The following is a 12,622-nucleotide window of genomic DNA, read 5'->3' as shown; positions in this document are numbered from 1 at the left end:
GCGGTGCGGGCTGGCATGCTCTCGCGCATGGCAGTTCGCACCGCACGTCCCAGTCTCTACATCTCCGTCGACATCGAGGCCGACGGGCCCATTCCAGGACCGTATTCGATGATCAGCTTCGGGGCCGCCGTCGCGGGCCGGCAGGAGGGGGATTCGTATACGGCCGCCGATCCGCAGCAGCGGACCTTCTACCGGGAGCTGCGGCCGATCAGCGACGCGTGGGTGCCCGAGGCGCTGGCCGTCAGCGGGCTCGACCGCGACCGGCTGGTCCGGGAGGGCACCGATCCGGCGGCCGCGATGGCCGCGTTCCGCGCCTGGGTGCGCAAGGTGTCCGAGGGCGCCCAGCCGGTGATGTGCGGCTACCCGGCGTCCTTCGACTGGACGTTCCTGTACTGGTACCTGATGCGGTTCGGCGGGGACAGCCCCTTCGGCCACTCCGGATGCCTCGACATGAAGACCCTCTACGCGACGAAAGCGCGGGTGCCGCTGCGGGCCGCGGTCAAGGGGCGGATGCCCCGTGAACTGCTGTCCCGGCGGCGCCACACGCACCACGCACTCGACGACGCGATCGAGCAGGCCGAGCTGATGAGCAACCTGATGCTCTGGCGGCCCTGACCCCCCGACGCGCCGTCACCGGCTGTACGGGCGCACGGCGGTTCGCCCGTACCGGAACGCGGCGGTGCGCTCGCCACACCCGCAGTGGGTGGCGAGCGCACCGCCGTCGTTCTTCGTTCACCGTCCTTCGTTCTTCGTTCTTCGTTCTTCGTTCTTCGTTGTTCCCGGGCCGGTCAGTGGACCGGGACCGGTTCGGGTGCGGCCCCCGAGGCCGCGCCCCTCCTGGCGCCGAGGTGGTTGAAGGCCAGGTTCAGCACGATGGCCACCACGCAGCCGGTGCTGATGCCGGAGTCGAGGACGACCAGCAGCTCCTTGGGGAAGGCGTGGTAGAAGTCCGGCGCCGCGATCGGGATCAGGCCGATGCCCACGGAGGCGGCGACAATCAGGGCGTTCTCACCCTTCTCCATCGCCGCGCCGGCCAGGGTCTGGATGCCGCTGGCGGCCACCGAGCCGAACAGGACGATGCCGGCGCCGCCGAGCACGGGCAGCGGGACCACTCCGATGACGGAGGCCGCCATCGGGCAGAGGCCCAGCAGGATGAGGATGCCGCCGCCAGCGGCGACGACGAAGCGGCTGCGCACCTTGGTCATGGCGACCAGGCCGATGTTCTGGGCGAAGGCGCTGCACATGAACCCGTTGAAGAGCGGGCTGACCGCGCTGCCGAGGGTGTCGGCGCGCAGGCCTCCCGCGATGGCCTTCTCGTCCGCAGGCCGTCCGACGATCTTGCCCAGCGCCAGGATGTCGGCGGTGGACTCGGTCATGCAGACGAGCATGACGATGCACATCGAGACGATCGCGGCGATCTGGAACTGCGGGGCGCCGAAGTGGAAGGGGGTGGGGAAGCCGATCACCGAGGCGTTCTTGACGGCGTCGAAGCTGGTCATCCCCAGCGGAAGGGCGATCAGGGTGCCCGCGACCAGGCCGAGCAGGATGGAGATCTGCTGGAGGAAGCCGCGCAGGAACTTGCGCAGGAGCAGGACGATCACCAGGGTGACGGCGGCCATGCCGATGTTCTGCATCGAGCCGTAGTCGGTGGCGGTGCGGTTGCCGCCCTGCGACCAGTTGAAGGCGACGGGCAGGAGCGAGACGCCGATGAGCGTGATGACCGTGCCGGTGACGACGGGTGGGAAGAAGCGGACGAGCTTGCCGAAGTAGGGGGCGGCGACGAAGCCGATGGCTCCGGCGACGATGATCGCGCCGAAGATGACGGGGAGGGCGTCCGCGCCCTCCCCCTTCCCTATGGCGATCATCGGGGTCACGCCGGCGAAGGAGACGCCGTTGACGAAGGGGAGCTTGGCGCCGATCTTCCAGAAACCGAGGGTCTGCAGGAGGGTGGCGAGGCCCGCGGTGAAGAGCGAGGCGCCCATCAGGAAGGCGGTCTCGGTGGCGGAGAGGCCGACCGCCGGGCCGACGATCATGGGCGGGGCCACGACACCCGCGTACATGGCGGCCACGTGCTGGAGGCCGCTGGTGAACATCTTCAGAGGAGGCAGGGTCTCGTCGACCGGATGCTTCTCCTCCGGAACTGCGACTGCGTCTTTGCGAAACCTGGGCGGGTTGGCCACGGCTTCCTCCGGTCGGGTAACACGTCGGCAGGGACGTGGGTGTCATGGAGGTGGTGCGAAAGCGGTGCGAGTCGAGCGCTGTGTGAAGTTGTGGGTGGAGCGACTACTGGTCCCAAGGGGTGCAGAAACGATTCGCCCAATCGCCGCTTCCGCGATGCGCCGTGGCGCAGGTGGCACGAGTCACCGCCCCCGGGGGCGCCTTCGGATCTCCTCGGGCGCCACCCGGGAACGGCTGCCCACGGACCCCGCTCGGGTCCGCGGCCGCCGGCCGGGGGCCGTCCCCCCCGGCCGGACTCCGGGGGATCAGGCCTGCGCGATCCGCGCGAGGCGCTGGGCCTCTTCCCGCGTGGACACCGCGATGGCGTCCTCGTCGGCGAAGAGCAGCCGGTTGTTCTCGACGATCTGCTTGCCGTTGACGAACGAGGCCGTCACCGGGGCGGCCGCACCGAAGACCAGGGCGGTCACCGGGTCGGCGATCGAGGAGTGCAGGAAGGTGCTGAGGTTCCACAGGACCAGGTCGGCGCACTTGCCGACCTCCAGCGAACCGATGTTGTCGGCACGGCCGAGGACCTGCGCGCCGCCGTACGTACCGAGGCGCAGGGCCTGGCGGGCATTGAGCGCGGCCTCGCGGTGCACCGGGTTCAGACGGTTGATCAGCAGCGCGTTGCGCAGCTCGGTGTGGAGCTCACCGGACTCGTTGGAGGCGGTGCCGTCCACGCCGAGGCCGACCGGTACGCCGGCGGCGAGCATGTCCGGGACGCGGGCGATGCCGGCGGCCAGCCGGGCGTTGGAGGACGGGCAGTGCGCCACACCGGTCTTGGTACGGGCGAACGCGGCGATGTCGGAGTCGTTCATGTGGACGCTGTGCGCCATCCACACGTCCTCGCCGAGCCAGCCGGTCGACTCGAAGTAGTCGGTCGGGCCCATGCCGAAGAGCTCGTGGCAGAACTTCTCCTCCTCGACCGTCTCGCTGCCGTGCGTGTGCATGCGCACGCCGAGGCGGCGGGCCAGCTCGGCGCCCTGCTTCAGCAGCTCGGTGGAGACCGAGAAGGGGGAGCAGGGGGCGACGGCGACCTGGGTCATAGAGTCGAAGGAGGCGTCGTGGAACTTCTTGACGGTGGCCTCGGTGTCGGCCAGCGCGCCTTCGAGGGTCTCGACGGCGTGGTCCGGGGGCAGGCCGCCGTCCTTCTCGCTGCGGTCCATGGAGCCGCGGGCGAGGGTGAAGCGGACGCCCATCTCGGACGCGGCGCGGATGATCGAGCCGGACAGGTCGCCGGAGCCCTTGGGGAAGACGTAGTGGTGGTCCATCGCGGTGGTCACACCGCCCTTGGCCATCGCGGCGAGGGAGCCCTGCGCGGCCGTGTACGTCATCTGCTCGTCGATGCGCGCCCACGTCGGGTACAGCGCGACGAGCCAGTTGAAGAGGTTGTGGTCGGTGGCCAGGCCACGCGTGATCCACTGGTAGAAGTGGTGGTGCGTGTTGACCAGACCGGGGGTCACGAGGTGCCCGGTGCCGTCGATCCGGCGGACCACGTTCTCGAGGTTCTCGGGGGCTTTGCCCGCACCGATGGACTCGATCCTGTTGCCGGCGACGACGATGTGGCCCGAGGCGTACTCGGTGTCATGGGCGTCGACGGTCGCGATCGCACAGTTCTCGATGACGATGCGCTGGACGGCGCTGTCAGGGGCTGCCGGTGCTGCCATGGGACTTCCTCGTGCTTTCAGTGGCGGTGCGGGCACGGCAATACCCAGGGGATTTGAGTGCCGGAGCCGGGGGCTTGGCAGCTGACAGTACTGCCGCCCCGTGGGGTGCGTCCGGGTGCCGATTCAGGAAGTTGGGCCGTGTCGCGCGGTCCCGGGGCCACTGCGGTGCCCCGGGCCGCGCGGGCCGCGCTCTAGAGGTTGGTCATGTCCACCGGGATGCGCGCGTCGGCGCCGTCCCGCAGGATGGTGGCCTCGATCAGACCGTACGGACGGTCCGCGGCGAAGTACACCTCGTTGTCGTTCTTGAGGCCGAAGGGCTCCAGGTCGACGAGGAAGTGGTGCTTGTTCGGGAGCGAGAAGCGGACCTCGTCGATCTCCGAACGGTGGTTGATGATGCGCGAACCCATCTGGTACAGGGTCTGCTGCAGCGAGAGGGAGTAGGTCTCCGCGAAGGCCTGCAGCATGTGCTTGCGGGTCTCGGCGTAGGACTTCTCCCAGTTGGGCATCCGCTGCTCGTCGTCGGACCAGTTGAAGCGCCAGCGGCTCGACACCTGGGTGGCCAGGATGCGGTCGTACGCCTCCTGGAGGGTCGTGTACTTGTCCTTCACGTAACCCCAGAACTCGGAGTTCGTGGAGTTCATGACGACCAGGTCCTTGAGGCCGGAGATGACCTCCCAGTTCTGGCCGTCGTAGGTGATCTGGGTGACGCGGGTCTCCTGGCCCTGGCGGACGAAGGAGTGCTTCACCTCGTCGGCGCCGATGAACTTGGAGTTGGCGTCGGACGTGGCGATCCGGTCCCAGCCGTACTCCTCGATCCGGATGCGCGCACGCTGGATCGGCTCCTGGCTGTTCACGAACCAGCGCGCCAGGTGGATGCCGAACTGCTCGGCGGACTCGATGCCGTACTCCTTGGCGAACGCGTACACCGTGTTCTTGGTGGTGTCCGTCGGCAGGACGTTGGCGTTCGAGCCCGAGTAGTGGACGTCGTCCATGTCGCCGGAGAGGGCGACCGAGACGTTCAGGTCCTTGATGTGGTGGGTGTCGCCGTCCCGCGTGATCTTGACGACGCGGTTCTCTGCCTTGCCGTACTGGTTCTGGCCCAGAATCGTGGCCATGCTAGCTCCCTCGGTAAACGGAGTAGCCGAACGGGTTGAGCAGCAGCGGTACGTGGTAATGCTCGCCCGGGTTCACCGCGAACGTGATGGTGACCTCGGGGAAGAACGTAGCGCTGTCCCTTACGCGGGGGGCGTCCTGCTGCGCCTCGGCTTGCTTCTTCGAAAAGTACGTCTCGGTCTCGAAGTCGAGACGTACGTGGGTGGTGCCCTCCGGCAGGGCCGGCAGGTCCTTGCAGCGCCCGTCCGCATCGGTGGCGGATCCGCCCAGGGCCGCCCACTCGCCGCCCCGTCCCGTACGGGCCGACAGCGCGATGGCGACACCCTCGGCGGGCCTGCCGATGCTGGTGTCCAGGATGTGCGTGGACACCGACGCGGTGGTCTCGGTGCTCATGGCGGGTCTCACTCTCCTTCTACGAGGCGGGTCAGGCGGATCCGGTTGATCTTGACGAGCTCGCCGCGGGCGATCTCCCGTTCCTGCTCCGGCGAGTTGTCGATCCGGACCTTGACCGCGTCCCGCATGAACTCACCGGTCGCACCGGTGGCGCAGATGAGGAAGACGTGGCCGAACTTCTCCTGGTAGGCCAGGTTCAGTTCGAGGAGTTCGTTCCTGAGCTCCTCGGAGGCACCGGCCATACCGCGCTGCTCGCGGGCGGAGGTCGGGTCTCCCGGCTTCGGCCGGCCGATCGGCGCGTGGCCTCCCATCGCCTCGGCCAGGTCCTGCGCGGTGAGCTCCGCCATGGCGGCCTCGTTCGCGGCGAACAGGGAGTCGGCGGTGGTGAAGGGGCGCTGGGCGAGCATCCTGCTCCCCCACGCCGAGCTGGCGCACACCTCGTGCAGCTCGGCCGCGGCCGCACTGTCGTCCAAGGTGTTGATCCGGGTGAGACCCGGGTTCGGACTCGAAGTCACGGTAGGCCTCCGTGGCCTGTTGTTGCTTAGACGGGCTGCGCATAGCTAACGCTCTCCACAACACCGCGTCAACACTTTGTTGAAACTTCCCGTACACAAAAGCCGCCGCCCGGGTGAATCGGGCGGCGGCTCGTCACTGTGAGTCAGAAACTGCTCACGCTTGGCTGTTCTTACCGGGGTTTTCCCTGTTCAAGTAGTTGTAGACCGTGAAGCGGCTCACGCCCAGCGCACCCGCGACCGTCTCCACACCGTGCCGCACGGAGAAGGCGCCCCGTGCCTCCAGTATCCGCACCACGTCCTGCTTGGACTTCCGGTCGAGCTGGGCCAGCGGCACGCCGTGTCGGCGCTCCAGCGCGGCCAGGATGTGGTCCAGCGACTCCGAGAGCTGGGGCAGGCGCACCGCGAGCAGGTCCTGGCCCTCCCAGGTGAGCACGACGTCGTCGGGCGTGGCCTGGGCCGGGTCCATCAGCTCGCCGCCCATGGCGTCCACGAGCGGCTTGACCGCCGTGACGAACGGGTGGTCGCGGGGCTCGGTCATGGCGTCTCCTCGCCGATCACGTTGACCTGGAGGGTGACGCGCGTGGCCCCGGCCTCCAGGGAGTCGCGCAGCAGGGCGCCCACGGCGGACAGCACCCGGTCGGCCTCGCCTTCCGCGGTGTTGCCGAACGGACCGACGTCCACCGCCTCCAGCTGGGCCTTCTGGATGACCTCGCGGGCCGCCACGGCATGGTCGGGGGCCTCTTCGAGGTCGAAGGGCTCGGTCGTGAACTCCACTCTCAATCGCACGCCGTCAAGCTACCGCGCGGTCTCGTTTTTTCGGCAGTCCGCACTTGACATCCGCGCGGAGGCCCATGCAATCTTCCATCAGACAGAAAATAACTTCCGCAATACGGAAGGAGCGCACACCCCTCATGGGATACACGGACCAGCGCTTCGATGTGAACCTGTCGATCCTCTTCACGGAACTCCCGCTCCTGGAGCGCCCCGCGGCCGCCGCCGCGGCGGGCTTCACGGCGGTCGAGCTGTGGTGGCCCTGGATCGAGACCCCCACCCCCGCTCAGGAGGAGCTCGACGCCCTCAAGAAGGCTCTTGAGGACGCGGGCACCCAGCTGGTGGGCCTGAACTTCTACGCCGGCCGGCTGCCGGGCCCGGACCGCGGCGCGGTCTCGGTACCCGGTGAGGAGTCGGACCGCTTCAACGCCAACATCAACGTGGCCGCGGACTTCGCCGCCTCGGTCGGCTGCAAGGCGCTCAACGCCCTGTACGGCAACCGCGTCGAAGGCGTGGACCCGGCCGTCCAGGACGAGCTGGCCCTGAAGAACCTGGTCGTCGCGGCGCAGGCCGCGGACCGTGTGGGTGCGATCCTCCTGATCGAGACCCTCAACAAGCCCGAGTCGCCGCTCTACCCCCTGGTGAGCGCCCCGGCCGGCATCGAGGTGGTGGACAAGGTGAACGAGGCCACCGGCCTCGGCAACGCCAAGTTCCTGCTCGACCTGTACCACCTGGCGATGAACGATGAGGACCTCTCCGAGGTCATCGAAAAGTACGCCGCCAAGACCGGACACGTCCAGATCGCGGACAAGCCGGGACGAGGTGCTCCGGGCACCGGCGAGCTGCCCCTCGAGGAGCTGCTCGACCAGCTGAAGAAGGCCGGATACGAGGGCTACGTGGGCCTCGAGTACAAGGCCGCCGACGCTGCCGCCTCCTTCGCATGGCTGCCGGCCGAGGCCCGCGCCGCCAGGTAGGAGGACGAAGTCCGGGCGATCCGCCAGGCACCTCACGCACTTTTCGTACGAAGCATTAAGAGAAGGACCCTCATCATGAGCAACCTCCCCAAGATCGCCTGGATCGGCCTCGGAATCATGGGCTCCCCCATGGCCGAGAACCTGCTGAAGGCCGGCTACTCGGTCACCGGCTTCACCCTGGAGCAGGACAAGCTGGACCGCCTGGCGGCCGCCGGCGGCACCGCGGCCGGCTCGATCGCCGAGGCCGTCAAGGACGCCGACGTCATCATCACGATGGTGCCCGCCTCCCCGCAGGTCGAGGCCATCAACTACGGCCCCGAGGGCATCCTCGAGAACGCCAGGTCCGGTGCGCTGATCATCGACATGTCGTCGATCACCCCGCAGACCTCGGTCGACCTGGCGAAGAACGCCGCCGAGAAGGGCATCCGCGTCATCGACGCCCCGGTGTCCGGCGGCGAGGCCGGCGCCATCGAGGCCGTCCTGTCGATCATGGTGGGTGGCGAGCAGGCCGACTTCGACGCGGCCCTGCCGATCCTGGAGGCCCTCGGCAAGGTCATCGTGCTGTGCGGCCCGCACGGCTCCGGCCAGACGGTGAAGGCCGCCAACCAGCTCATCGTCGCGGTGAACATCCAGGCGTGCGCCGAGGCCGTCGTCTTCCTCGAGAAGTCCGGCGTGAACCTCACCGCCGCCCTGGACGTCCTCAACGGCGGTCTGGCCGGCTCCACGGTCCTGACCCGCAAGAAGGACAACTTCCTGAACCGCGACTTCAAGCCCGGCTTCCGGATCGACCTGCACCACAAGGACATGGGCATCGTCACCGACGCCGCCCGCAACGTCGGTGCGGCCCTCCCGGTCGGCGCGGTCGTCGCCCAGCTGGTCGCCTCGCTGCGCGCCCAGGGCGACGGCGGCCTGGACCACTCGGCCCTGCTGCGCGCCGTCGAGCGCCTCTCCGGCGCCCAGGTCTGAGGTCCCCCGCCGGGCCCGACCAGGGCCCGGACCGTCCCCTCACACAGGGGGCACTGAGTCTCCGGACGGTGCCGGTGCTGACACCTGTCCTGTCGCGCCCAAGCGCCGGTACCGTCCGGGTCACCTCACCCCACAACTTCGTTCAACAAACTGTTGACGTTTAGTTCTCGCCGAATTTAGGCTGTTCCGCATGACGGAAGACGCTTTCCGTCAGCAGTTACCCGTACGGAAGGTCACCATGTCGAAGCGCACGCTGACGACCGAGTCCGGCGCCCCGGTCGCCGACAACCAGAACTCCGCCACCGCCGGCGTCGGTGGCCCGCTCCTGATCCAGGACCAGCAGCTCCTGGAGAAGCTCGCCCGCTTCAACCGCGAGCGCATCCCGGAGCGCGTGGTGCACGCCCGCGGCTCGGCCGCCTACGGGTACTTCGAGGTGACCGACGACGTCACCGCGTACACCAGCGCCGCCTTCCTGAACACGGTCGGCAAGAAGACCGAGACCTTCCTGCGGTTCTCCACCGTCGCCGACTCCCTCGGCGGCGCGGACGCGGTGCGCGACCCCCGCGGCTTCGCCCTGAAGTTCTACACCGAAGAGGGCAACTACGACCTCGTCGGCAACAACACCCCGGTGTTCTTCATCAAGGACCCGATCAAGTTCCCCGACTTCATCCACTCCCAGAAGCGCGACCCCTTCACGGGCAAGCAGGAGCCGGACAACGTCTGGGACTTCTGGGCGCACGCCCCCGAGGCCACGCACCAGATCACCTGGCTGATGGGTGACCGCGGCATCCCGGCGTCGTACCGTCACATGAACGGCTACGGCTCCCACACCTACCAGTGGACGAACGAGCAGGGCGAGGCCTTCTTCGTCAAGTACCACTTCAAGACGAACCAGGGCATCCGCTGCCTCTCCTCCGAGCAGGCCGCCGAGCTCGTCGGCCAGGACGCGAACTCGCACCAGACCGACCTGCTCCAGGCGATCGAGCGCGGTGTGAACCCGAGCTGGACCCTCTACGTCCAGATCATGCCGGCCGCCGAGGCCGCGGACTACCGCTTCAACCCGTTCGACCTCACCAAGGTGTGGCCGCACGCCGACTACCCGCTGCAGCGCGTGGGCCGCCTGGTCCTCGACCGCAACCCGGACAACGTCTTCGCCGAGGTCGAGCAGTCCGCGTTCTCCCCGAACAACTTCGTCCCGGGCATCACCGCCTCGCCGGACAAGATGCTCCAGGGCCGGCTCTTCGCCTACGCGGACGCCCAGCGCTACCGCCTCGGTGTGAACCACACCCAGCTGCCGGTCAACGCGCCCAAGGCGACGCAGGCCGACAACTACGGCCGCGACGGCGTCATGGCGCTGCGCAACGGCTCGCGCCACGACAAGAACTACGAGCCCAACTCGTACCAGGGTCCGGCCGAGACCGGTCTGGCGCTGGGCGCCCCGAAGGCCGTCTCCGGCTACACGGGCACCCACGAGGCCCCGGCCCACACCAAGGACGACGACTTCTTCCAGGCCGGTGAGCTCTACCGGCTGATGTCGGAGGCCGAGAAGGAGCGTCTGGTGGCGAACATCGCCGGCGGCCTCTCCCAGGTCACCCTCGAGGACGTCATCGAGAAGAACCTGGCTCACTTCCACGCCGCGGACGCCGACTACGGCCGTCGCGTCGAGGAGGCCGTGCGCGCCCTGCGCGACGCCTGAGCCGATATGGATGTACCGGGGGCCTGACGGGAGGTCAGGCCCCGGGTGCTGAGCCCGACCCGTGGACCCGGATGAGGGGTGGTACGCGGCGAGGGCAGGACGAGGACCGTGGCAGGCGTGCGAGCCAGTGCGGTGGTAATGGGTTCCGAGGCCCGTCTCTTGACCTGAGGGAGACGACGCCGGAGTTCTCGTCGCCCGCCCGCCACGGTCCCAGCCACTCCTCTTCTTACAGGGGCTACGCACAGAGCCCCTGCGAGACGAGGGGGCCTCCTCCCCACACACTCCGCCCGGCGGTGCGAACGTCCTGTCGCGCCAGCCTCGCACCGTCGGGCGGTAACAGCCAGAGCGCCGAGTCACGGACGGTCCCGTGACTCGGCGCTTTGCCGTCGGATGACCCCAGGACCCGGCTGCCTGCAGCAGGGTCGAACAGGCCCATGCGGCAGCGGCGGGCAGTCGGTCACTACGCGTTTCTCCGGTCTCTGCGTCCGACGATCCGCAGCTGGTCCTGGGCGGGCTCGACGTTGGTCACGGCAGTGGTGAATTCGCGGCCGGAGACACCTCGGATGTAGGCCAGCTCCATCCAGCGTTCGATGGCGGCGTGGGAGACGTTCTCGTTGATCACGGCCATCAGCACGCCTTCGGTACCCGAAGCGATGTCGCGGACACGTTGGTGGAGGAGGCGGTGGGGGACGTATTCGTACGCCTCACTCATCGGACGCTCCTTTGAAGGTGGCGAGGAAACGCTCCCAGCCGGCCTGCGCCCGTGTGAGTAGTTCCGAGCTCGGCTCAATCGCAGCCACAGCCGTCGATGAGGAGGTGTCGTCGATACGGGCGGAACAGAGCGTTGCCGCCAGACGGGCGGGAACCTGACACATGGCCATATCTCCTTCAGACAAGCCAAACTCCTTCACTCATGTACATGAGTAATACCGAGGAGAGTGCCGTGACTCCTGTACATAAGTCAACCCACTGTGAAGGTGCAATCACAGCGGGTTGCGATCGGGGGAGGTGGGCCGTCAGTCGGTCGCCGGGACTCGAAACTCGAAGACGAACTGGTCGGCTGCCATGAGGGTGTCGCAGACCTCGACGACCCGGCCTGCCTCCGTGACCGCGTTCCGGAGCAGGTGCACCACCGTGGCTCCAGGACTCAGTGCCAGCTCGGACGCCTCCGCCTTCGAGGCGGGTCGCGCCTGCAGGGTCTCGACGAACTCGGCGAAGGTGTACCCATGCTCTTCGAGGCGGGCGTAGATGCCGCCGCCTCCGGTGTTCTCCGCGAAGAGTTCCGGGATGTCGCGCACCACGTCCCACGGCAGGTAGGACGTCGCGGTTTCCACGGGAGTGCCGTTGCGGAAGTACAAGCGGCGACGCGCAAGCACTTGTGCGCCGGCATCCACACCGAGCCGCTGAGCGATGGCCTCCGGGACCTCGACAGGGCCGATGTAGACGACGCTCACCTTGGCAGTGGCGCCGGACTGCTCCGACTCGGCGAGGTAAGCGGCTTTGCCGCCCTGCCGCAGGGAGCGACGGAAGCGATCCGACGACCGGTGGCGTACCGGTGGCCGGTCCTTCACGTAGGAGCCCTTCCCGAGCCGGGTTTCCACGAGACCGCTGGCGCGGATCTCCAGCATCGCCTTGCGCACGGTCCCGCCCGAGACTCCATAGCGCTCGACCATTTCGGCCTCGCTGGGCACCTGCTCTCCCGGCTTCAAGACGCCGGCGCGAACCTGCTGGACGATGTCCTCGGCGATCTGCACGTACCGGGGCACGGCGTTGCGTCCTCCTACAGCTACTCCCATGGTCCTTCGCTTCCTCCTATGCTCATGTACATGAGTAACAGCGTCCCTTCGAATACGTCAACGCCACTTCATTCCGTGTCGGTTGCCGGGGTGGTGGTGCGCGATGACGGCCGACTGCTGGCGATCCGCAGGGCCGACAACGGGACGTGGGAGCTGCCGGGCGGCGTGCTGGAGCTGGCAGAAACCCCGGAAGACGGGGTACGGCGGGAGGTGCTGGAGGAGACCGGCATCCATGTCGAGGTGGACCGACTCACCGGCGTGTACAAGAACATCAAGGCCGGAGTGGTGGCCCTGGTCTTCCGCTGCAAGCCCTCAGGTGGCTTCGAACGCGTCTCGGGCGAAACCACCGCGGTCCAGTGGCTCACAGCGGACGAGGTGGCCGAGCGCATGTCCGAGGTCTACGCCATCCGACTCCTGGACGCACTCGACGGCAACAGCCCCCACGTACGGAGCCACGACGGACGCCACCTCCTCACGGTCCAGCGCTGAACTGCAGCGCACAGGTCTGTGTGTC

Annotated in this window: 14 protein-coding genes; 5 read left to right on the top strand and 9 right to left on the bottom strand. The window is 68.1% G+C overall.

What is annotated here, in order from left to right; translation table 11 throughout:
• Positions 1-27: 27 nt before the first annotated feature.
• Entirely contained in the window at positions 28-615 is a 588-nt protein-coding gene (locus tag NRK68_RS27705) for a 3'-5' exoribonuclease domain-containing protein (protein WP_183063778.1), read from the top strand.
• 173 nt (positions 616-788) lie between these two features.
• Here NRK68_RS27705 and NRK68_RS27700 read toward each other — a convergent pair whose 3' ends face one another.
• The 7 genes from NRK68_RS27700 to NRK68_RS27670 form a co-directional block, all read right to left on the bottom strand.
• Positions 789-2,180: a nucleobase:cation symporter-2 family protein gene (locus NRK68_RS27700; RefSeq protein WP_183063777.1), complete on the bottom strand. Its 1,392-nt coding sequence runs from the start codon at positions 2,178-2,180 to the stop codon at positions 789-791.
• A 303-nt stretch (positions 2,181-2,483) separates the two neighbouring features.
• Complete coding sequence (locus NRK68_RS27695; RefSeq protein WP_183063776.1) at positions 2,484-3,884, bottom strand: 8-oxoguanine deaminase; 1,401 nt, start codon at positions 3,882-3,884, stop codon at positions 2,484-2,486.
• A 191-nt stretch (positions 3,885-4,075) separates the two neighbouring features.
• On the bottom strand, positions 4,076-4,999 hold the full coding sequence (gene pucL / locus NRK68_RS27690; RefSeq protein ID WP_030822359.1) for a factor-independent urate hydroxylase: 924 nt from the start codon (positions 4,997-4,999) through the stop codon (positions 4,076-4,078).
• A gap of 1 nt (position 5,000) precedes the next feature.
• Positions 5,001-5,390: a hydroxyisourate hydrolase gene (uraH, locus tag NRK68_RS27685; protein WP_183063775.1), complete on the bottom strand. Its 390-nt coding sequence runs from the start codon at positions 5,388-5,390 to the stop codon at positions 5,001-5,003.
• A gap of 8 nt (positions 5,391-5,398) precedes the next feature.
• A complete protein-coding gene (gene uraD, locus NRK68_RS27680) occupies positions 5,399-5,905 on the bottom strand; it encodes a 2-oxo-4-hydroxy-4-carboxy-5-ureidoimidazoline decarboxylase (protein WP_046779818.1) in 507 nt (168 codons plus the stop codon).
• Between the two features lie 154 nt (positions 5,906-6,059).
• Positions 6,060-6,443 carry a helix-turn-helix domain-containing protein gene (locus NRK68_RS27675; protein ID WP_183063774.1) on the bottom strand — a complete coding sequence of 128 codons (384 nt, stop codon included), beginning with the start codon at positions 6,441-6,443 and terminating at the stop codon, positions 6,060-6,062.
• Positions 6,440-6,691 carry a thiamine-binding protein gene (locus NRK68_RS27670; protein ID WP_076044676.1) on the bottom strand — a complete coding sequence of 84 codons (252 nt, stop codon included), beginning with the start codon at positions 6,689-6,691 and terminating at the stop codon, positions 6,440-6,442. Before NRK68_RS27670 ends, NRK68_RS27675 begins: the two co-directional genes overlap by 4 nt.
• A gap of 125 nt (positions 6,692-6,816) precedes the next feature.
• Here NRK68_RS27670 and NRK68_RS27665 point away from each other — a divergent pair, with 125 nt between their 5' ends.
• The 3 genes from NRK68_RS27665 (at position 6,817) to NRK68_RS27655 (ending at position 10,312) form a co-directional block, all read left to right on the top strand.
• Entirely contained in the window at positions 6,817-7,650 is an 834-nt protein-coding gene (locus NRK68_RS27665) for a TIM barrel protein (RefSeq protein WP_183063773.1), read from the top strand.
• 75 nt (positions 7,651-7,725) lie between these two features.
• Positions 7,726-8,616, top strand: coding sequence for a 2-hydroxy-3-oxopropionate reductase (locus NRK68_RS27660; RefSeq protein ID WP_183063772.1), 891 nt, complete (start codon positions 7,726-7,728; stop codon positions 8,614-8,616).
• A gap of 238 nt (positions 8,617-8,854) precedes the next feature.
• Entirely contained in the window at positions 8,855-10,312 is a 1,458-nt protein-coding gene (locus NRK68_RS27655; protein WP_183064199.1) for a catalase, read from the top strand.
• Between the two features lie 460 nt (positions 10,313-10,772).
• Here the strand turns inward: NRK68_RS27655 and NRK68_RS27650 are convergent, their stop codons facing one another.
• Positions 10,773-11,024: a hypothetical protein gene (locus NRK68_RS27650; protein WP_257857075.1), complete on the bottom strand. Its 252-nt coding sequence runs from the start codon at positions 11,022-11,024 to the stop codon at positions 10,773-10,775.
• Between the two features lie 304 nt (positions 11,025-11,328).
• Positions 11,329-12,108: a GntR family transcriptional regulator gene (locus tag NRK68_RS27645; RefSeq protein WP_257857074.1), complete on the bottom strand. Its 780-nt coding sequence runs from the start codon at positions 12,106-12,108 to the stop codon at positions 11,329-11,331.
• A gap of 18 nt (positions 12,109-12,126) precedes the next feature.
• On the opposite strand from NRK68_RS27645, the gene NRK68_RS27640 reads away from it, so the two are divergent.
• Positions 12,127-12,597, top strand: coding sequence for an NUDIX hydrolase (locus tag NRK68_RS27640; protein ID WP_257857073.1), 471 nt, complete (start codon positions 12,127-12,129; stop codon positions 12,595-12,597).
• The last annotated feature ends 25 nt before the right edge of the window (positions 12,598-12,622 follow it).

The organism is Streptomyces yangpuensis (assembly GCF_024666385.1).
Classification (GTDB): Bacteria; Actinomycetota; Actinomycetes; order Streptomycetales; family Streptomycetaceae; genus Streptomyces; species Streptomyces yangpuensis.
Note: the sequence above shows the minus strand (reverse complement) of the source record. Positions and strands in the feature narration are given on the sequence as shown.